At 68.0% G+C, this 18388-nt stretch carries 20 protein-coding genes; 14 read left to right on the plus strand and 6 right to left on the minus strand.

Annotation, left to right across the window (positions count from 1 at the left end):
• Window positions 1-61 precede the first annotated feature (61 nt).
• The 4 genes from ABKS89_RS19090 (at window position 62) to ABKS89_RS19105 (ending at window position 3530) form a co-directional block, all read left to right on the plus strand.
• Window positions 62-1036, plus strand: coding sequence for a quinone oxidoreductase family protein (locus tag ABKS89_RS19090; RefSeq protein WP_348586613.1), 975 nt, complete (start codon window positions 62-64; stop codon window positions 1034-1036).
• A gap of 49 nt (window positions 1037-1085) precedes the next feature.
• The gene (locus tag ABKS89_RS19095) at window positions 1086-2024 is read left to right on the plus strand and encodes a LysR family transcriptional regulator (protein WP_348586615.1); all 939 of its coding nucleotides are present in this window, start codon (window positions 1086-1088) and stop codon (window positions 2022-2024) included.
• Window positions 2025-2148: 124 nt separating this feature from the next.
• Window positions 2149-2892 (plus strand): SDR family oxidoreductase, encoded by a 744-nt coding sequence (locus tag ABKS89_RS19100; RefSeq protein ID WP_348586616.1) that lies wholly within the window; start codon window positions 2149-2151, stop codon window positions 2890-2892.
• Window positions 2889-3530: a cupin domain-containing protein gene (locus ABKS89_RS19105; protein WP_348586618.1), complete on the plus strand. Its 642-nt coding sequence runs from the start codon at window positions 2889-2891 to the stop codon at window positions 3528-3530. Before ABKS89_RS19100 ends, ABKS89_RS19105 begins: the two co-directional genes overlap by 4 nt.
• Here the strand turns inward: ABKS89_RS19105 and gcvA are convergent.
• Entirely contained in the window at window positions 3510-4451 is a 942-nt protein-coding gene (gene gcvA, locus ABKS89_RS19110) for a transcriptional regulator GcvA (RefSeq protein WP_348586619.1), read from the minus strand. The two genes, ABKS89_RS19105 and gcvA, sit on opposite strands and share 21 nt — an antisense overlap.
• A 179-nt stretch (window positions 4452-4630) precedes the next feature.
• On the opposite strand from gcvA, the gene ABKS89_RS19115 reads away from it, so the two are divergent.
• The 3 genes from ABKS89_RS19115 to ABKS89_RS19125 are packed head-to-tail and all read left to right on the plus strand — an operon-like array spanning window position 4631 to window position 6875.
• Window positions 4631-5404, plus strand: coding sequence for an SDR family NAD(P)-dependent oxidoreductase (locus ABKS89_RS19115; protein ID WP_348586620.1), 774 nt, complete (start codon window positions 4631-4633; stop codon window positions 5402-5404).
• A gap of 14 nt (window positions 5405-5418) precedes the next feature.
• Complete coding sequence (locus ABKS89_RS19120) at window positions 5419-5754, plus strand: carboxymuconolactone decarboxylase family protein (protein ID WP_348586622.1); 336 nt, start codon at window positions 5419-5421, stop codon at window positions 5752-5754.
• Between the two features lie 59 nt (window positions 5755-5813).
• Complete coding sequence (locus ABKS89_RS19125) at window positions 5814-6875, plus strand: flavin monoamine oxidase family protein (protein ID WP_348586624.1); 1062 nt, start codon at window positions 5814-5816, stop codon at window positions 6873-6875.
• A 5-nt stretch (window positions 6876-6880) separates the two neighbouring features.
• Here the strand turns inward: ABKS89_RS19125 and ABKS89_RS19130 are convergent, their stop codons facing one another.
• Window positions 6881-7870 (minus strand): zinc-dependent alcohol dehydrogenase family protein, encoded by a 990-nt coding sequence (locus ABKS89_RS19130; protein ID WP_348586625.1) that lies wholly within the window; start codon window positions 7868-7870, stop codon window positions 6881-6883.
• A 217-nt stretch (window positions 7871-8087) separates the two neighbouring features.
• Between ABKS89_RS19130 and ABKS89_RS19135 the strand changes: the two genes are divergently transcribed.
• Together ABKS89_RS19135 and ABKS89_RS19140 are read left to right on the plus strand one after the other, a co-directional pair.
• A complete protein-coding gene (locus tag ABKS89_RS19135) occupies window positions 8088-8639 on the plus strand; it encodes a GNAT family N-acetyltransferase (protein ID WP_348586627.1) in 552 nt (183 codons plus the stop codon).
• Window positions 8626-9309, plus strand: a complete 684-nt coding sequence (locus tag ABKS89_RS19140) for a helix-turn-helix domain-containing protein (RefSeq protein WP_348586628.1) — start codon at window positions 8626-8628, stop codon at window positions 9307-9309. The genes ABKS89_RS19135 and ABKS89_RS19140 overlap by 14 nt, the downstream gene beginning before the upstream one ends.
• Window positions 9310-9544: 235 nt before the next feature.
• Here the strand turns inward: ABKS89_RS19140 and ABKS89_RS19145 are convergent, their stop codons facing one another.
• The 4 genes from ABKS89_RS19145 to ABKS89_RS19160 form a co-directional block, all read right to left on the minus strand.
• On the minus strand, window positions 9545-10441 hold the full coding sequence (locus ABKS89_RS19145) for a sterol desaturase family protein (protein ID WP_138214691.1): 897 nt from the start codon (window positions 10439-10441) through the stop codon (window positions 9545-9547).
• Window positions 10442-10561: 120 nt separating this feature from the next.
• Window positions 10562-10891 (minus strand): c-type cytochrome, encoded by a 330-nt coding sequence (locus ABKS89_RS19150; RefSeq protein WP_138214893.1) that lies wholly within the window; start codon window positions 10889-10891, stop codon window positions 10562-10564.
• 87 nt (window positions 10892-10978) lie between these two features.
• A complete protein-coding gene (locus tag ABKS89_RS19155) occupies window positions 10979-12106 on the minus strand; it encodes an MFS transporter (protein ID WP_138214692.1) in 1128 nt (375 codons plus the stop codon).
• Between the two features lie 86 nt (window positions 12107-12192).
• Window positions 12193-13050, minus strand: coding sequence for a LysR substrate-binding domain-containing protein (locus ABKS89_RS19160; RefSeq protein WP_138214693.1), 858 nt, complete (start codon window positions 13048-13050; stop codon window positions 12193-12195).
• A gap of 111 nt (window positions 13051-13161) precedes the next feature.
• Between ABKS89_RS19160 and phnD the strand changes: the two genes are divergently transcribed.
• The 5 genes from phnD (at window position 13162) to ABKS89_RS19185 (ending at window position 18358) form a co-directional block, all read left to right on the plus strand.
• A complete protein-coding gene (gene phnD, locus ABKS89_RS19165; RefSeq protein WP_348586629.1) occupies window positions 13162-14034 on the plus strand; it encodes a phosphonate ABC transporter substrate-binding protein in 873 nt (290 codons plus the stop codon).
• On the plus strand, window positions 14031-14831 hold the full coding sequence (phnC, locus tag ABKS89_RS19170) for a phosphonate ABC transporter ATP-binding protein (RefSeq protein WP_348586630.1): 801 nt from the start codon (window positions 14031-14033) through the stop codon (window positions 14829-14831). Before phnD ends, phnC begins: the two co-directional genes overlap by 4 nt.
• Complete coding sequence (gene phnE / locus ABKS89_RS19175; protein WP_138214696.1) at window positions 14828-15646, plus strand: phosphonate ABC transporter, permease protein PhnE; 819 nt, start codon at window positions 14828-14830, stop codon at window positions 15644-15646. The genes phnC and phnE overlap by 4 nt, the downstream gene beginning before the upstream one ends.
• A 216-nt stretch (window positions 15647-15862) precedes the next feature.
• Window positions 15863-16951, plus strand: coding sequence for an iron-containing alcohol dehydrogenase PsrA (gene psrA / locus ABKS89_RS19180; protein WP_348586631.1), 1089 nt, complete (start codon window positions 15863-15865; stop codon window positions 16949-16951).
• 111 nt (window positions 16952-17062) lie between these two features.
• On the plus strand, window positions 17063-18358 hold the full coding sequence (locus ABKS89_RS19185) for an MFS transporter (protein ID WP_138214698.1): 1296 nt from the start codon (window positions 17063-17065) through the stop codon (window positions 18356-18358).
• Window positions 18359-18388 lie beyond the last annotated feature (30 nt).

Here is an 18388-nt window from a genome sequence, read left to right on the forward strand (position 1 = left end):
TCTGGTGCATTACGGCCACACCCCTAGACTGGCGGGCACCATCACCAGTCAGGGGAAAACCATGCTCACCCGCGTATCACTGCAGGCCTTCGGCGGCCCGGAAGTCCTCCGTGTCGAACAGCCCCCGGCGCAACAACCCGGCCCCGGTGAAGTGTGGCTGGAACAGGCCGCCATCGGCGTCAACCCGCTGGACCTCAGCCAGCGCTCCGGCGCGGTGAAGGTGCCGCTGCCCTCCTCGCTCGGCCTGGAAGGCGCAGGTACCGTGGCCGCCCTCGGCGAAGGCGTGACCAGCGTGCAGGTCGGCGACCGCGTCGCCTACGCTACCGGGCCGCTCGGCGCCTATGCCAGCGCCCGCCTGTACCCGGCGGAGCGCCTGGTGAAACTGCCGGATGCCGTCAGCTTCGAAGACGCCGCCGCCGTGCTGTTCAAGGGCATCACCGCGCAATACCTGCTCAAGTCCACCTGGCCGGTCGGCCCCGGTTCCCGCGTCCTGATCTATGGCGCCGCCGGCGCGCTGGGGCAACTGATGGTGCCCTGGGCCAGGCACCTGGGCGCCTTCGTCATTGGTGTGGTGTCGAAGCCGCAGAGCGTCGAACGCGCCCGTGCCGCCGGCTGCAATGAAGTGCTGGTGTTCGATGCCGCGACGCTGGCCGATCAGGTCCGCGAGATCACGGGCGGGCACAAGGTCGACGTGGTCTACGACCCCATCGGCCGCGCCACTTTCGAAGCCTCGCTGGACTGCCTGCGCCCGCGCGGCCTGCTGGTGAGCTTCGGCATGGCCTCCGGCGCGCCGCCAGCGGTTGAAGTCGCCACGCTGAACGCCAAGGGCTCGTTGTTCCTCACCCGACCCTCGCTCGCCGCGCACACCGCCTCGGCCGAGGAATACCAGCAGCGCGCGAAGGACGTCCTGCAAGCCGTCGCGGACGGTATCATCCAGCCTCGCGTGTGGCGTCGTTACCCGCTGGCGGAAGTCGCCCGGGCCCACGCCGACCTGCACGAAGGCCGCTCCGAAGGGGCCCTCGTACTCACGCCATGACCACCACCGCGAGCAGTCGCCCGGGTGGATTCGCCGAATTGGGAGCCCTATGGATCTGTTCGATAGTCGCCAGGCCGACGAACTCGCCACCCTCCTGGCGCTGGCCGAGCACGGCTCCTTCGCCGCCGCCGGCCGCGCCCTGCAGCGCCACCCCTCGGTGCTGTCGAAGCGCCTCGGCGCGCTGGAGCAGCGCCTGGGCGTACGGCTGGTGGAACGCACTACCCGGCAACTGCGCTTCACCGACGAAGGCCAGCGCCTGGTGGAACGCCTGCGCCAGGCCGCCAGCCTGATCGCCGAAGCCCAGGACCAGGCCACCCGCAGCGCGGCGCAGGTCCAGGGCCGCCTGAAACTCGCCGTGCCGGCCGCCATGGGCCGGCTGTGGCTGAGCCCGATCCTCTCGCGCTTCGTCCTCGAGCACCCGCAGGTGAGGCTGGAAGTGGAGTACTCCGAGCGCTTCGTCGACATCGTCGCCGAAGGCTTCGACGCCGCCATCCGCATCGGCGAGCTGGCCGACAGCCGCCTGCTGGCCCGCCGACTCTGCGACCTGCGGCGCATCCTCTGCGCAGCACCCGACTACCTGGAGCGCCACGGCACCCCGCAAGCGCCGGCTGAGCTGGCCACCCACAATTGCCTGGGTTTCACAGGCCTGCACTCCTGGCCGGACTGGAAGCTGGCCAACGGCACCCGACAGCAGACCGTTCGCGTCAGCGGCAACCTGCACAGCAACGACAACGAGGCCCTGCTCTCGGCGGCGCGCCTGGGCGTGGGCATCCTCGCCGGCGGCGAATGGCTGATGAAGCACGACCTCGATGCCGGCCGCCTGGTGCGGGTGCTGCCGGGCTGGCAACTGGACGCCTCTGCCGGCATCTACTTCGTGCGCCCTTCGGCGCGCTACAGCTCGGCCACCAGTGAAGCGTTCAAGGCCTGGATCGAGGCGCAGTTCGCCGACGGCGCGCCGTGGCAGTCCGGGCCGAACAGCTCGCCCTGATCCGAGCGACAAAGCTTTTCTATGCCTGGCGCAAAGATTTAATCGGTCGCGACCCTGCCCGCACCTGTCGATCATGGCCCTGTCCCGGAGCCCTCTCCGGATTCCCACTCGACAGGAGACTTCCATGCTCACCGGCAAGACAGCCCTGATTACCGGAGGCAGTTCCGGCATCGGCCTGGCCACCGCCCGTCTGTTCCTCGATAACGGCGCCCGCGTCGCCATCATCGGGCGCGATACCGCAAGGCTGGCCGCCGCTCGCAAGGAACTCGGTGCCGACCTGCTCACCCTGGCCTGCGACGTGCGTTCGCGCGAACAGCTGCAGGAGATGGCCAGCGAAGTCCGGAACGCCTTCGGCGGCCTGGACATCCTCTTCGCCAACGCCGGCGTCGCCTATGGGACGCCGTTGGCAAGCACCACCGAAGAGCAGTACGACGGCCTGATGGACATCAACGTGAAGGGCCTGTTCTTCTCCGTGCAAGCCGTGGAGCCGATCCTGCGCAACGGCGGCTCGATCATCCTCAATACCTCCTGGCTCAACCAGGTGGGCGCACCCGGCCGCGCCCTGCTGTCGGCATCCAAGGCAGCGGTGCGCTCGCTCGCCCGCACGCTGTCGGCGGAATTGCTGGAGCGGCGCATCCGGGTCAACGCGGTCAGCCCCGGCGCTATCGAAACACCGATCCACCGCAGTCCCGGTCAGACCGAGGAGGACTTCCGCGCATACGCCGAGCGTGTCGGCCGCCAGGCGCCAATCGGACGCATGGGGCGCCCCGAGGAAATCGCTGCCGCGGTGCTGTTCCTCGCCAGCGATGCCTCCAGTTACATGCTCGGCGCGGAAATCCTCGTCGATGGCGGCAGGGCCGAGCTGTGATTCCCGAGCGCCTCCACGACGACCTGTCGCAACGGGCGGTCCGCCACGGCGCCGCCCTGCCCTGGATCGCCTCCCCGCAACCCGGAGTGGAGCGGCTGCCGCTCTATCGCGTGGGTGGCGAGCGTGCCCGTGCCACCAGTCTGGTGCGCTACGCACCGGGCAGCCGCTTCCCTGGCCACGGCCATCCCGGCGGTGAGGAGTTTCTCGTGCTGCAAGGGACCTTCGAGGACGAGCACGGCCGCTACCCGGCCGGCACCTATGTGCGCAACCCGCCCGGCAGCCGGCACTCGCCGGGCACGACCGAGGGCTGCGTGATCTTCGTCCGCCTGCGGCAATTCCCCGACCATGACCGCGAACAGGTCGTCGTGCCGACGCTGCCAGGCAATGGCCAACCGCTGTTCAAAAGTGACGATGAGCGGGTCTGGCTGCAGGCCATCGAACCCGGCGGCCAATGGCGACAAGCCAATCCGCGCGGGCTGGAAGTACTGGTCCTGCAAGGCTGGATGACGCTCAGGGACCTGCGGCTGCATCCCCTGAGCTGGCTGCGCCTGCCGCCGGGAATGGACCTGAGCGGCGTGGCAGGCACACGGGGCACCCGCCTGTGGATCAAGGATGCGTCACCCGACCTGGGCTTCTGACGCCAATGCCCCTGCCTCACCGAGTACCCAGTCGCGAAATGCCCGCACCTTCGGCAACTCGCCACACTCCGGGCGATAGACCACGTAGTAGGCCTGGGTCAGCGGGCAATCCAGGCCCTTGTCGGCGAAGGGGCGGATCAGACGCCCGGCCGCCAGGTCATCACGCACCATCACACTGCGCGCCAGCGCCAGGCCCTGCCCCTCCATCGCCGCCTGCAGTACCGCCGCCGAATTGTTGATACGCAGGCCATGGTTCGCCTTGATCTGCGAATAGCCCGAAGCATCCAGCCACATGCGCCAGGTCGGGTAGTCCGGTTCATTGGCCATCGACAGGTCATGGATCAACGTGCTGCCCTCCAGCGCCTCGTTGGAGAGCGTGCCGCCCTTGAGCTGTGCGAAGTCCGGCGAACACACCGGGAACATCACCTCGTCCATCAGCCGCACCGCCGTCAGCCCCGGCCATCGGCCGCCGCCGTAGCGCACGCCGATATCGACCCGTTCGGCCTGGAAATCCACCGAACGGGCATTGGTGTCCAGCAGCACGTCCAGGTCCGGATAGGCCTGCTGGAAGCGCTCAATGCGCGGCAACAGCCACTTGGCGGCAAATGCCGGACTGACGGTGATGGTCAGCCCGGCATGCACGCCGGCGTCCTTCAGCCGCGCCAGGCCCACCGTCAACCGCTCGAAGCCTTCGCGAATATCCGGCAGCGCCGCACGTGCCGCATCGGTCAGCACCAACCGCGCACTGCCGCTGCTGGCGCGGGCGAACAAGGCAATGCCCAGCCACGACTCGAGATTGCGTACCTGCTGGCCGACCGCGGCCGGGGTGACGTTCAGCTCGGCCGCCGCAGCGGAAAAGCTATGGTGCCGCGCCGCTGCATCGAAGGCGCGCAGTGCATTCAGGTAGGCCGGTGTGGTCATGGATAGTTTTTCTATTCCGCCAGCGAAGAACTTCTGCGTTGTTGCCGCCCCAGCCCGGTTCGACAATGCGCACCAGGCCGGAGCCACTTGAAGCCTGAAAGATAGCAGATACGGCATCCCCAGGCAGACTCCGGCGATCAACAGCAGCTTTCCTCCCAGACACAACGAGGACTCCCACCATGAATAGTTTTTCTAACAAGGTTGCCATCATCACCGGCGGCGGTTCGGGCATCGGCAAGGAAGTCGCGCGGCGACTGGTCGAGGCCGGCGCCAACGTCGTCATCGGCGGCCGCGACGGCGCCAAGCTGAGCGATGCGGCCCGCGAGATCGATCCCAGCGGCCAGCGTGTGCGCACGCTCGCCGGCAGCATTGCCGACCCGGCCACCGCCCAGGCCCTGGTCGACCTGGCGCAGCGCGAATTCGGCGGCGTCGACATCCTCATCAACAACGCCGGCATCTTTACGCCCAAGCCGTTCCTGGAAGTCAGCCCGCAGGAGTACGACGCCTTCCTCGATACCATCCTCAAGGGCAAGTTCTTCATGGCCCAGGCAGCGGCCAAGGCCATGCTGCAACGCGGCGGCGGCGCCATCGTGCAGACCGGCTCGCTGTGGGCCATCCAGGCTATTGGCGCCACGCCGTCGGCGGCCTACTCCGCCGCCAACGCCGGAGTGCACGCGCTGACCCGCAACCTGGCCATCGAACTGGCCGGCTCGAACATCCGCATCAACACCGTGGCCCCGGCCGTGGTGGAGACCCCCGTCTACGGCACCTTCATGGACGCCGAGCAGGTCAAACAGGTGTTGCCGACCTTCAACGCCTTCCATCCGCTGGGCCGCAACGGCCAGCCGGGTGACGTGGCGGCGGCGATCCTGTTCCTCGCCTCCGATGAAGCGTCGTGGATTACCGGCACCGTGCTGCCGGTGGATGGCGGTGTGACCGCCGGACGTCAATGAAAGGAGAACAGAAAATGATGAACTGGAACGAGTACTTCACCAGCCTGATCGAGCGCGTCGGGGAGTTCGCCGGCCTCGCCCCGGCTGCCATGCGCGGCCTGAACACCCTCGGCAACCTGCCGGCCACGCATCTGGAACCCAAGATCCACGAGCTGATCGCCCTGTCGGTGGCCATCACCACCCGCTGCGACGGCTGCATCGCCACTCACGTGCAGGCGGCCCTCAAGCACGGCGCCAGCCGCGAGGAGATCGCCGAGGCGCTGGGCGTGGCCATCGCCCTCAACGCCGGCGCAGCGCTGACCTACACGGCGCGGGTGTTCGACGCTGTGGCAGCGTTCGACAAGCCCTGAAAATGCACCGGGCGCCGCCAGGCGCCCGGTTATCCATCGTCATGAAGCGGAGAGCCCTGATGTCCTCGCACAAGATCGCCATCGTCGGTGGCGGGCTGGCCGGCCTGTACGCGGCCTATCGCCTGCAACGGCTGGGTATCGACTGGGAGTTGTTCGAGGCACGCCCGCGCCTTGGCGGGCGCATCCTGTCGACGCCGGCTGGCGGCCTCGACCTTGGCCCGACCTGGTTCTGGCCGGACTGCCAGCCGCGCCTGCAAGCTCTTGCAAGCGAGCTGGGGTTGGAAACGTTTGCGCAATATGAAGACGGCGATGCGCTGATCGAGCGCTGGGGTACCCAGGTGCAACGCCGACCGGGCTACACCTCCGGGAACCTCTCGTTGCGCATTGAAGGCGGCAGCGGACGCATGGTTCAGGCGCTGGCTGAGCGCTTGCCCGCGCAACGGGTTTTCCTGCAGAGCGAACTGCAACGGATCGCGCTTGAGAACGACGGCGCGTGCCTGAGCCTTGCCGGCTCTGGCCCCATGCGGATTGGCTTCCGCGCCGTCTGGCTTGCCATTCCGCCGCGCCTGGCGGCTCGCCTGCGCTTCACCCCGGCGCTGCCAACCGACGTGGTGGAAAAGCTTGTCGAAGTACCGACCTGGATGGCCTCCCACGCCAAGTACGTGGCTCGCTATGCGCGGCCGTTCTGGCGTGAGTCGGGGCTGTCCGGCGACGCCTTCAGCGGCATCGGCCCACTCGCGGAGGTGCATGACGCCGGCCACGCGGGTGGCGCCGCACTGTTCGGTTTCCTTGGGCTGAGCGCCGCACAGCGCCGGGCGATGGACGCCCCGGCACTTATGGCTGCCTGCCGCGCGCAACTGGTCCGACTGTTTGGTGAAGCGGCCGCGCACCCCATCGACGAAAGCCTGCAGGACTGGGCGCAGGAGCCACTGACTGCCACCGAGGACGACCAGATTCCGCCACGCTGGCACGGTCTGCAGGACCTGACCGGCCTATTGGACGGCCATGCACAGCAACGCCTGCGCCTGATCGGCAGCGAAGCCGGTGGCGAGCAGGCCGGCTACATGGAAGGCGCACTGCTGGCCGTCGAGCGCGCCGTCCAGGCACTGCCGTCGGACTGAACGCCTCAGACCGTGACGACGATCTTGCCCACCTGCTGGTTGGCTTCGAGGAAGCGGTGCGCGTCCTGGATTTCATCCAACGAGAAAGTGCGGGCAATGACCGGGCTCAGCGCACCGGACTCCAGCCCCTTGACGATGAACGCCTTGGCGCGCGCCAGCGCCGCCGGGTCGGCAACGATCTCGGCGTAGAGGTAGCCCTTCAGCGTCAGGCTCCTGCCCAGCACGGTGAACAGCGGGAAAGGCGTCGGTTCCGGGCTCAGTGCGCCGTACTCGAGGAGGATGCCGCCCCGCGCCATGGCCTGGGTCAGCACCTCGAAGCCGGGGCCGCCGATGGGGTCGAACACCACGCGGGCGCCCTGCCCGGCGGTCAGCGCTATCACTTTCTCGACGATGTCTTCATCATCGCTGACGATCACGTGATCGGCGCCAGCTTCCAGCAATGCCTGCCTCTTCGCCTGGGTGCGGGTCACGGCAATCGAGGTGGCGCCGACCATGCGGGCGATCTGGAAGGCCGCGAGGCCGACGCTGCTGGACGCCGCGGTGACCAGCACGAACTCGCCCCGGGACAGCTTCGCCTGCTCCACCAGCGCGCCCCAGGCAGTGACGTACTGCATCCAGGACGCGGCGGCCTGTTCGAAGCTGAGGTTCTGCGGGTGCTTCACCACCAGGTGCGCCGGCACGTTGGCCACTTCGCCGTAAGTGCCCCAGCGGGCGATATCCAGCGGCGGGATCAGGCTCACCGCATCGCCCACCGCAACGTCCTTCACTGAACTGCCCAGCGCGCTCACCACGCCGGCGGCCTCGTAGCCCAGGCGGCTGGGGAACTCGGCTTCCTGCAGGTAGGCGTGGTTGCGGAACATCACTTCGGCGCGGTTCAGGCCGAAGGCCTTGACCGCGATCTGCACCTCATCCGCCGCCGGGGCGGGCACATCCACCGCCTCCAGCTTCAGGACGCTGGCGTCACCGTATTGGTGGATTCTGACAATGCGGGCCATGGAAACCTCTCTTCAAGCGGGGGCTGGCGCACAGAACGCCGGCCGGAATGGGAGTGTAGAAAGTTCCGGCGGCGCTGCCCGGCTATCCGCGATGTGTGGGGGAAGTCCAGGCGTCGGCTGGGGCCGGTCGCCAGCTCATTGCCCAACGGACTGCGAGCACACTGGCCAGCTACCCAGAGGAACGGCAGACTGTCGCTGAAGCATCAAGGAACCCGCCATGGACTGCCCAACCCTGCGCACTGCGCGCCTGCTGCTCACGCCCATCGAGCTGGCCGACGCCGAGGACATCCAGCGCCTGTTCCCGCACTGGGAAGTGGTGCGCTACCTGGACCGCCGCGTGCCCTGGCCTTATCCGGACGACGGCGCGCTGGTCTACGTGCGCGACGTGGTGCTGCCGGCCATGGCCCGTGGCGAGGAATGGCACTGGATGATCCGCCTCGCTGGCGAGCCGGACGAAGCCATCGGCAACATCTCGCTGTTCGATCAGCCGGGCAATCACCGCGGCTTCTGGCTGGCACCCGCCTGGCAAGGGCACGGCTACATGAGCGAAGCCTGCGAGGCAGTCAGCCGCTTCTGGTTCCAGACCCTGGGCCGGCCGCTGCTGCAGGTGCCCAAGGCCGTCCCCAACCAAGGTTCGCGGCGCATCTCCGAACGCGAGGGCATGCGCCTGGTGGGCCGCGACGAAGGTCATTTCGTCAGCGGCGTACTGCCACGGGAAACCTGGGAGCTGACGCGGGAAGAGTGGCTGGCACGTCATGCAGACGACTGAGCAGGCCTGGCAGGGCGAGCTCTGGCTGGGTGCGGACTTCTGCCTGATTGCCGGCACCACCGGCCACGCGCGCCCCCACGCCCACTATGCGCACCAGTTGCTGATGGCCCGCGAGGGCGAGGTGAACGCGCTGATCGACGAGCAGCCGCAACAGGCTGCGCTGCTGGTGATCGCCTCCAACCAGCGCCATGCGATCCTCGACAGCGACCAGCGCGCCGTCACCCTGTTCGCCGAGCCGCTGGCGTTCGAGCTGGCCGATCTCGAGCGGCTTTGCCGGCAGGTCGGACCGGACCTGCAAGGGCTCGCATCAGGCCTGCGCGAGCTGCCACGCCGACAGCTCGACCCGCGTCTGGAGAAAGCCCTGCAACGCATCCGCGCACTGGACGACGGCGCCCTGCCCGCCCAGGCGCTGGCCGAGGCAGCCTCGCTCTCGTTGAGCCAGCTGGAGCGGCTGTTCAGCGGCACGCTGGGCCTGTCGGTGCGCCGCCTGGTGCTCTGGCAACGGCTGCGCCAGGCGCTGCGGCTGGCCATGGTCGGCGACAGCCTGACCAGCGCCGCCATCGCAGCGGGCTTCGCCGATTCTGCGCATTTCTCGCGGAGTGTGCGGAGTCAGTTCGGGATACGGGCTGATCTGACATTGCGTCAGCTGAAGCTGCGCTTGCTCAGCTAGGCCCGACCGCCTGTGCGGATTGGCAGGACCAATTGCCCTTCCCCGGATAGATCAGTGTTTGCGTTTTCCCCTCACCCCAGCCCTCTCCCAAAGGGAGAGGGAGCAGATCGTGCCGGCTGACACTGTAGTTTCATCCTGCATCGCACAGTCCCCTCTCCCCTTGGGAGAGGGTTAGGGTGAGGGCCGATCCGAGCGCAGGAGTAACGGGTAGGAGCGAGCTTGCTCGCGAACCGGGTTATCCGCGCACACCCACTCCCGCACGCTGCAGCTCCGCCGGTAACGGTGCCGGCGGGTGCGCGGCATCAACGCGACGGAACGGCTCGGCCAGCTGATCGAAGTACGCCACCGGGTAGTCGGGGCGATCGCCGATGCCCAGGTCATCCTCCGCCAGCGCGTAGTCCGGCAGGTGCAACGCGGTACCCAGCAGGCGATCCCAGAAGCTGAAGAACAGCGCGAAATTCACGTCCCCCGCCGTGCCGTATTTCAAGTGGTGCAGGCGATGCAGCGGCGCCCAGGCGAACAGGTGGCGCAGCGCGCCGATGCGCATGTCCACGTTGCTGTGCTGCAGCAGCAGCTGGATAGCGATGGCGAACGCCAGCAGCGCCGCGACCTCCACGGGAATACCCAGTAACAGCAGCGGCAGCGTGCCGCCGAGGGCTTCCAGCATCTGATGCAGCGGATGCTTCATCAGCCCGTTGAAGCCATACATGCGCGTGACGCTGTGGTGCACCGCATGCAGGCGCCACAACAGCGGCGAACGGTGGCTGGCGTAGTGCACCAGGGTGATACCGAGGTCGGCGATCAGCAGCGCCGCCAGCAGTTGCAGCGCCAGTGGCCAATCGCTTGGCCACAGCCCGAAATGCGGCAGCCACAGGGCCATCAACGGAATCGCCGCAATGCCCAGCGCATTCAACGTCTCGTTGACCAGCGCGTGGATGAGATCGCGGGCGCCGTCGCCGCGACTCTCGTTCCAGCCTGCGCGATAGGGCCAGAATCGCTCGGCGAGAAAGGCCAGCAGGATCGCCAGCGGCAACAGCGCCGGCAGGCACAGCAGCGATACGCCTTCACCGACCAGGTACAGGGCCAGGCCGATGAAGCCGAAGAAGAATGCGGGGGCGTAGAGGTGTCGCATGGGGCAACTCCAGTGCAGGAAGAGCCGCCAGTGTTCCCGCAGCGCCGTCAGCCGCGCTTGAACAATCCGCGCATTCGGCGCCGACATCGCGCGCGGATTTCCGTGCCCCCACGGGCAGCCTCAGCGACTCTTTGAAATCACCGCGACCATGTACTGGTTCAGATCGCGCAGGTCATCGATGCTCCAGGCGTGCGGCGGTAGCTTCACGCCGTTCTCGCGCAGGGTCCGGGGGATCAGGCTGCCGTTGGGGCGTAGCACCACCGAGGACACGATGACGCCCGGATAATCGCTCAGGCGCTTCTTGAACGCGGGCGTCGTGAGGTCAGGCGTGGGCGGATTGCTCTTGCGGGCCAGCGGCCCGGTCGCCTTGATGTCCGCGCCGTGGCAGACCGCGCAGCGCTGGGTGAAGAGGTTCTTGCCGTTGAGGCTGTCCGCGAGGGCCGGCGCCATCTGCGCGAGCGACAGAATCCCGGTCAGACCGATGAATAATGCTTTCACTTTCCTGCTTCCTTGCCGTGCCAATCCATCCTGATTCAGTCAACGTCGCCAGGCACAGCCCAGCGCGCTGAGCGCCAGTATCGCAGCCGCGCCCGCGTAGGCCCAGAGCGCCGGCACCTGCGGCAGCAGCACACCAGCCAGGATCGGCCCGAGCCCCGCGCCGATATCGCGCCACACCGCGTTGCCCGCCAGCGCCTGGATGCGCGCCTGCGGGTTGCGCTGCGCCACCAGCGTGACCACCAGTGGCAGCTGCAACGCGCGCAGCACCAGCACGAAGAAGGCACCGACGAACAGCCAGTAGCTGCCGAACATCAGCAGCGCCAACGAGGTGGCCAGCGACAGCACGACCAGCATGCGCAGCGCGCCGAAGCGGTCGGCCAGACGCCCGCCGAAGGGGCTGAAGAGCATCTCGCTGAGGTAACGCACCGCCATCAGCACGCCGGCCACCAGCACGCCGGTACCGCCCAGGTGGGTCTGCGCGTAGAGCGACAGGCCGAAGATGAACAGGCCGTCGAGGGTCACGCCCTCGATGAAGGACCAGGTGGCGATGCTGTCCGGCAGGCGCAGGCGGCGGCCGCTGTTGGCGGGGATTTCGTGGCTCTTGTCGGGCAGCGCACGGGCGCGCCAGAGGCCGCACAGGGCACTGACGCAGAGGACGAAGAAGATGCTGCGCGGGCCCAGCGCCTGGGCCATCACCGCGCCCAGCGGGAGGAACAGCATCGGCCCGATGGAGAGGGTCGCCCGCGAGCGCCCGGCGCGGCGCGCGGCGCCCTGTGCCTCGGCGGTGGCAAGGGTCTGGGTGCTGAGGTTGAACGTGGCGAAGCACAGGCCCCAGACCAGGCGCAGCACCAGCAGCGCGGCGAAGCCGGAAAGGGTCGCGTTGCCCAGCGCGCAGGCCGCCGCCGCGAAGGCCGCAAGGCTGCACGCGGCGCGGTCGCCGTGGCGGCCGTAGAAGCGCACCACCCAGCCATAGCCGACGATGCGCACCAGCCGGTTGGCCGCCAGCAGGATGCCGGCTTCCACCAGGGTCACGCCGAAATCGGCGGCGTACATCGGCAGCAGCAGGTACAGCAGCACGTCGCTGGGCAGGCACAGGCTGAGCACCTGGGCAGAGTTGCGCGAGTCTCGGTCGGCTCGCTGCAGGGCAGGCGCGGAAGCGGACGACATGACAGCCTCGTGACAACGACGGGGGCCGTAGGATAACCCGCGCCCCGCCCCGCAGGACAAGCCTTACGCCGGCGCCGGCAGCTGTGCTATTGCGCGAGCGAGCGCAGGAAGGAGGCGATCACCTGGCTGCTGCGGCGCTCGGCGAGGTAGTACAGGTAGGTCTCGGTACACACCGGGTCGCCACTGATGCGGATGGTCTTCAGGCGCGGGTCGGCGATGTACTCCGCCTCGGACACCACGCCAATGCCGATGCCACGGATCGCCGCCTCGCGCAGGGCTTCGCGGCTGCCGATCTCCATGGCGATGCGCGGCGTCACGTCGGCCTTGTCCAGCTCGCGCTCCAGCGCCACGCGGGTAGTGGAGCCCTGCTCGCGGCGCAGCAGCGGCTGGCCCTGCAGGGCTTGCAGGCGTACCTCGGCGTTACGCGCGAACGGGTGGTCGATGTGGGCGAAGAGGATCACCGGATGGCGTGCGTACAACTGCGCGACGAACGCCGGATCGTCATGCAGGCCGGCGAGCACGCCGACGTCGGTGACGTAGTTTTCCAGGTCGGCCAGCACCGAGGCGGAGTTGCCGATGCGGATCGACACGTCGATCTGCGGGTAATCGCGGCGGTACAGGTCGACCATCTCGATCACATGGAACGGACCCACCGCGCCGACCTTCAGCTGCCCACGGTTGAGCTGGCCGGAATCGCGCAGCAGGTTGGTCGCCTCGGATTCGAGCATCGACATCTGCTGGGCGATGGGTAGCAGCGCGCGGCCCACGGCGGTCAGCTCGATGCGCCGGCCACGGCGGTGGAACAGCTCGACGTTGAACTCGCGCTCCAGGCCCTGGATCTGCGTGGTCGCGGTCGGCTGGCTGAGGCCGATGGCCCTGGCCCCGGCGCTGAAGCTGGCGTGGCGGGCCACGGCGAGGAAGGTGCGCAGGCGGGCGGTGGACATCCATAGCTCCTATCAATGGATTAGTGCTTTAACCCATATTGATTTGATGGCGTGACTGTCACATGACAGCCCTAGCTTTGGCGCTACCGAACACAACCTCCGGGTAACGCCATGACTTCGCTGACCAGACTGTTCCGCTTCGCCGTGCTGCCGCTCGCCTTCGCCTCTGCCCTGCTGCCGACCGCGCAGGCACAGGACGCCCTCACCGTCGGCCTGATTCCCTCCGAGGACTCCCAGGCCATGATCAAGAGCAGCCAGCTGGTGCTCGACCAGTTGCAGGAGCGCCTGGGCATGCCGGTGAAGCCCTTCGTGGCCACCGACTACAACGGCGTGATCGAAGCGCTGCGCGCCGGCAAGCTCGACGTGGCCTACCTCGGCCCATTCTCCTACGTACTGGCGCACCAGGTTGCCGGCGCCGACGCCTTTGCCGTGGCGGTGACCAAGAAGACCGGCACCAGCGCCTACCACAGCCTGATCATCGCCCGTCAGGACAGCGGCATCCGCAGCCTGGACGACCTCAAGGGCCACACCTTCGCCTTCGTCGACCCCAGTTCGGCCTCCGGCCACCTGTTCCCCAAGGCCGGCCTGGAGCAGTCCGGGCATGACCCGAAGGCGCTGTTCTCGCGGGTGATCTTCTCCGGCTCCCACGACGCCAGCATCCTCGCCGTGGCGAACCGCAAGGTCGACGCCGCCGCCGTCGCCGACCGCATCCTCGCTGGCGCGATCAGCTCGGGCCAGGTCAAGCAGGACGATATCCAGGTCGTCTGGAAATCCGACGACATTCCCGAATCGCCCATGGTCTGGCGCAAGAACCTCGACCCGGAACTGCAGAAGAAACTGGTCGCCGCGTTCGCTTCGATCAAGGACGTGCCGTGGGGCGACCAGGGCCTGCTCAATGGCTTCCAGCCCACCAACGACGCCGCCTACAACGTCGTACGCGACACCGCCAAGGTGCTCGACCTCGACCTGCGGAGCCTGAAATGATCCGCATCGCCCAACTGACCAAGGGCTACGGCGACAACCCGGTGCTGCGCGGGATCGACCTGCGCATCGAGGCCGGCGAGTTCGTGGTGATCCTCGGTCAGTCCGGCGCCGGCAAGTCCACCCTGCTGCGCTGCATGAACCGCCTGGCCCAGGCCGACGGCGGTGAATTGCAGGTGGCCGGCGTCGACGCCATGCAGGCGCGCGATACCCGCGAGCTGCGCCGGCGGGTGGCGATGATCTTCCAGCACCACAACGTGGTGCCGCGCCTGTCGGTATTGAAGAACGTGCTCACCGGGCGCCTGGGCTGCGTCGGCACCCTCGCCTCGGTGCTGCAGCTGTTCAGCCGCGACGACGTCGCCCTGGCCCGCGAATGCCTGCGCCGGGTGGAGCTGGAGCACAAGGCCGAGGCGCGCACCGATTCGCTCTCCGGCGGGCAGATGCAGCGCGTCGGCATTGCCCGCGCGCTGGCCCAGCGGCCGCAGGTGATCCTCGCCGATGAACCGGTGGCGAGCCTTGACCCGAAGACCGCGCAGCTGGTCATGCACTACCTGCGCGAGGCCACCCGCAAGCTGGGCATCACCGTGGTGTGCAACCTGCACCAGGTGGACCTGGCGCGGGAGTTCGGCGACCGCATCGTCGGCCTCGCCAACGGCCGCCTGGTGTTCGATGGCAGCCGCGAACAACTGGACGACGCGGCCCTGGGGCGCATCTACCAGCAACGTCCGAGCAGCGAAGCAACCGCCTACCAGACGGCCGCCCGCGCGGTCTACGCCAGCGAAACAGGAGCCGGAGCATGAACCTGCGCAGCCACCACTGGATGGTCGAAACCCCGCACACCAAGCGCGGCTGGCTGACCACCGGCGCCGCCGTGCTGGCGGTGCTCTACCTGCTGCACTGGAGCGCCGAAGGCGCGCAGCTGAGCTGGAGCGAACTGGCCAGCGGCCTGCCGCAGATCGGCGACTTCCTCAGCCGTTCGCTGCCACCCGACATGAGCATCCTGCCGAGCCTCTGGGGCCCGGCGCTGGAGACCCTGCAGATCGCCCTCTGGGGCACCCTGCTGGGCATCGTGCTCGCCGTACCGCTGGGCTTTCTCGCCGCACGCAACCTGCACGGCAACCGCTGGCTGTACCTCGCCACGCGCCAGCTGCTCAACGTCATCCGCAGCATCAACGAACTGATCCTCGCCCTGGTGTTCGTTTCCGCCGTGGGCCTGGGCCCCTTCCCCGGCGTGCTGGCCCTGGCGCTGCACGGCGTGGGCATGCTCGGCAAGTTCTTCGCCGAGAGCATCGAGGAGATCGACCAGGGCCCCATCGAGGCGTTGCAGGCCACCGGCGCGCGGCCGTTGCAGGTGATCGTCTTCGGCGTGCTGCCGCAGGTGATCACCGCGTGGATCGCGGTGGTGCTCTACCGCTTCGAGGTCAACCTGCGCTCGGCCACCGTGCTCGGCATGGTTGGCGCCGGCGGCCTGGGCTTCGAACTGGTCAGCAGCCTGAAGCTGTTCAAGTACCAGGAGACCGCCACCTGCATCGTCGTCATCACCGTCATGGTGGTGCTTGCCGACCTGCTCTCCAACCGCCTGCGCCACGCCATCCAGGGTAACGGGCGGCACTGACCGCTCACGCCCCAACCCTCTTTCCTTCCGCCTCAACCTCCTGCCACGTGCGCCTTCCGGGCGCGCGCCGGGCAGGCGCACGCCCGGAGTTTGCCCAAGATGCCCGCACCCGCCGTTATCGGTCTGGCCGATGCCCACCTGCGATCAATCGATTGGAACGAAACCGAAGAGGCCCCGAGCATGGCCGCACGTTCAAACAACAACAAGGAACTGCCCATGCCTGCCCGATTCCATAATCCGGTCGCCACCGTTTTCGGCGGCGGCAGCCTGGACCGCATCGCCGACCTGTGCGAAGGCAAGGTCGCCCTGGTGACCTTCCCCGAAGCTGCGCAGCTGGGGCTGATCGACCGTGTTCGCAGCCTGCTCGGCGAGCGCCTCGCCTACGTCATCGACGATGTGCAGCCCAACCCCGACGTGGCCTGGCTGCGCGACGTGCACGAGCGCTTCTGGCGTGAAGCAGCCGACTGCAGCACCGTCTTCGCCCTCGGCGGCGGCAGCGCCATCGACACCGCCAAGGCACTGATCGTCGGCACCGCATCCGGGCACTTCGACGAGCTGCTCGACCTGCTGGCCGCCGGCAAGCCCTTCGTCCCGGCGCGCAGCAAGACACTGATCGCCGCGCCGACCACCGCCGGCACCGGCAGCGAAGTCACGCCCTGGGCGACCATCTGGGACGCACAACAGCAGAAGAAGTATTCCCTGCACCTGGACTGCACCTGGCCCAAGGTCGCGCTGATCGACCCGGACCTGATGCTCAGCGTGCCCGCCGGGGTGACGGTTTCCACCGGGCTGGACGCGCTGTCCCACGCGCTGGAGTCGATCTGGAACCACAACGCCAACCCGATCTCCGACACCTTCGCCATCTCCGCCATCGAGGACATCCTCGACTGCCTGCCACGCCTGCAGCAGGACCTCTCCAACCGCGAACTGCGCTCGCGCATGGCCCTGGCCGCGCTGAAGGCCGGCATGGCCTTCTCCAACACCAAGACCGCGCTGGCCCACTCCATCTCCTACGAGATGACCCTGCGCCACGGCCTCCCCCACGGCATTGCCTGCTCCTTCACCCTGCCGCTGGTCCTGGGCCTGGCCTGGGGCCGCGACGCCGACCGCGACCGCACCCTGCAACGGGTGTTCGGCAGCAATCTGGCCGGCGCACAGAAGCACCTGCGTGAATTCCTCCATCGTCTCGGGGTCAAGACCGAGTTCGGCGACTACGGCGTGACTGCCGCCGAAGCCGAAGCGATGATCGACTTCGCCATGCAGGGTGCCCGCGGACGCAACTTCATCGGCTCCCAGGCCGCCTGACGCCGCTCCTCACCGGGCGGCCCCGGCGGCCGCCTTTTCCTGTTGCACCGAAAAAGAGTGCCGACACGCCGAGCCTTGCCGCCGGCGCGAGCGAACAAGAAGGAAAACACCATGAACCGTGCACAAACCCTGTCTGGGCCCGTCTCCGCCGTCACCCCGTTTCGCCTCGCCCAGTGGCGCATGCTGCTGGCGGCGATGTTCTGCTACCTGTTCTTCTACACCGGCCGCCAGACCTTCGGCTTTGCCATCCCCGGGATCCAGGCCGAGTTCGGCCTGAGCAAGGAAACCCTCGGCTGGGCCTCCAGCGCCATGCTCTGGATGTACGCCATCGGCCAGGCCATCAACGGCAACTTGGCCGACAAGTTCGGCGGCCGGCGCATCATGAGCATTGGCGCAGCGCTGTCCTGCGCGGCCAACTGGGTCACCAGTTTCGCCGGAGGCTTCGGCAGTCTGATCCTGCCGTGGGGCATCAACGGCTACTTCCAGGCCCTGGGCTGGGCGCCGGGCAGCCGCCTGCTGTCGAACTGGTGGAGCGCCGCCGAGCGCGGCAAGGTCTACGGCTTCTATGTGTTCGCCGCCGGCTGCGCGTCGGTGCTGTCCTACGTCACCTCGGTGGTGGTGATCGACGTGATGCACCTGGAGTGGCGCTGGATCTTCCGCCTGCCGGTGCTGCTGATGCTCGCCGGCGGCATCGTGTTCTACCTGGTGGCCCGCGAGCGCCCGCAGGACATGGGCTTCGAGCCGCTGGGCGACACCGGCGTGGCGAACGCCGAGGACCGCGCCAGCGAAGCCGCCCACGGCGAGGAAGAGACCTCGACGCAACGCTACCTCGCCGTGCTGAAGAACCCGCGCCTGCTGGTGGCGGCGCTGTCGCTGGGCTTCCAGAACGCGGCGCGCTACGGGCTGATCGTCTGGGTTCCGGTGCACTTCCTCGGCGCCGACTGGCAGAAGGGCCAGAGCTTCATCGACCCGAAGTGGATCACCATCGCCCTGCCCGTCGGCATGGCCGTGGGTGCGCTGAGCAACGGCTGGGTGTCCGACCGCCTGTTCGGCAGCAAGCGCTACCGCGCGATCATGCTCTACATGGTGCTGGGCGCCCTTACCAGCCTGTGGATGTGGAGCCTGCCGGCGCACAGCGGCGTCGGCCTGCTCGCGCTGTTCCTCTGCGGCTTCTTCGTCTACGGTCCGGCGTCGAGCTTCTGGGCGCTCTGCCCGGACCTGGTCGGCGCGCGCCGCGCCGGCACCGCCACCGGGATCATGAACTTCTCTTCCTACCTCTTTGCGGGTCTGGCCGAACCCCTGATTGGTCGCATGCTGGACACGACCGGCAATACTTCACTGATCTTCATCGTGGTCACCACGGCCTGCGTGTGCAGCGCGGTGGTCGCCCTGTTCGTCCGGCGCTGAGGGCACGGCCATGTGGCAAGCCCCGGTGCC

It is taken from the genome of Pseudomonas sp. LABIM340, assembly GCF_040017195.2.
GTDB lineage: Bacteria > Pseudomonadota > Gammaproteobacteria > Pseudomonadales > Pseudomonadaceae > Pseudomonas.

Excerpts from the sequence above, each read along its gene's own strand:
- ABKS89_RS19150 (WP_138214893.1), bottom strand. The coding sequence starts at position 10,891 with ATGGCGCCGGCCCTCGCGGACAGCCTCAACGGCAAGAACCTCTTCACC.
- phnD (WP_348586629.1), top strand. The coding sequence starts at position 13,162 with ATGACTTCGCTGACCAGACTGTTCCGCTTCGCCGTGCTGCCGCTCGCC.
- ABKS89_RS19160 (WP_138214693.1), bottom strand. The coding sequence starts at position 13,050 with ATGTCCACCGCCCGCCTGCGCACCTTCCTCGCCGTGGCCCGCCACGCC.
- ABKS89_RS19130 (WP_348586625.1), bottom strand. The coding sequence starts at position 7,870 with ATGGCCCGCATTGTCAGAATCCACCAATACGGTGACGCCAGCGTCCTG.
- ABKS89_RS19095 (WP_348586615.1), top strand. The coding sequence starts at position 1,086 with ATGGATCTGTTCGATAGTCGCCAGGCCGACGAACTCGCCACCCTCCTG.
- ABKS89_RS19090 (WP_348586613.1), top strand. The coding sequence starts at position 62 with ATGCTCACCCGCGTATCACTGCAGGCCTTCGGCGGCCCGGAAGTCCTC.
- ABKS89_RS19135 (WP_348586627.1), top strand. The coding sequence starts at position 8,088 with ATGGACTGCCCAACCCTGCGCACTGCGCGCCTGCTGCTCACGCCCATC.
- gcvA (WP_348586619.1), bottom strand. The coding sequence starts at position 4,451 with ATGACCACACCGGCCTACCTGAATGCACTGCGCGCCTTCGATGCAGCG.
- ABKS89_RS19115 (WP_348586620.1), top strand. The coding sequence starts at position 4,631 with ATGAATAGTTTTTCTAACAAGGTTGCCATCATCACCGGCGGCGGTTCG.
- ABKS89_RS19125 (WP_348586624.1), top strand. The coding sequence starts at position 5,814 with ATGTCCTCGCACAAGATCGCCATCGTCGGTGGCGGGCTGGCCGGCCTG.
- ABKS89_RS19120 (WP_348586622.1), top strand. The coding sequence starts at position 5,419 with ATGATGAACTGGAACGAGTACTTCACCAGCCTGATCGAGCGCGTCGGG.
- ABKS89_RS19155 (WP_138214692.1), bottom strand. The coding sequence starts at position 12,106 with ATGTCGTCCGCTTCCGCGCCTGCCCTGCAGCGAGCCGACCGAGACTCG.
- ABKS89_RS19140 (WP_348586628.1), top strand. The coding sequence starts at position 8,626 with ATGCAGACGACTGAGCAGGCCTGGCAGGGCGAGCTCTGGCTGGGTGCG.
- phnE (WP_138214696.1), top strand. The coding sequence starts at position 14,828 with ATGAACCTGCGCAGCCACCACTGGATGGTCGAAACCCCGCACACCAAG.
- ABKS89_RS19145 (WP_138214691.1), bottom strand. The coding sequence starts at position 10,441 with ATGCGACACCTCTACGCCCCCGCATTCTTCTTCGGCTTCATCGGCCTG.
- phnC (WP_348586630.1), top strand. The coding sequence starts at position 14,031 with ATGATCCGCATCGCCCAACTGACCAAGGGCTACGGCGACAACCCGGTG.
- ABKS89_RS19100 (WP_348586616.1), top strand. The coding sequence starts at position 2,149 with ATGCTCACCGGCAAGACAGCCCTGATTACCGGAGGCAGTTCCGGCATC.
- psrA (WP_348586631.1), top strand. The coding sequence starts at position 15,863 with ATGCCTGCCCGATTCCATAATCCGGTCGCCACCGTTTTCGGCGGCGGC.
- ABKS89_RS19185 (WP_138214698.1), top strand. The coding sequence starts at position 17,063 with ATGAACCGTGCACAAACCCTGTCTGGGCCCGTCTCCGCCGTCACCCCG.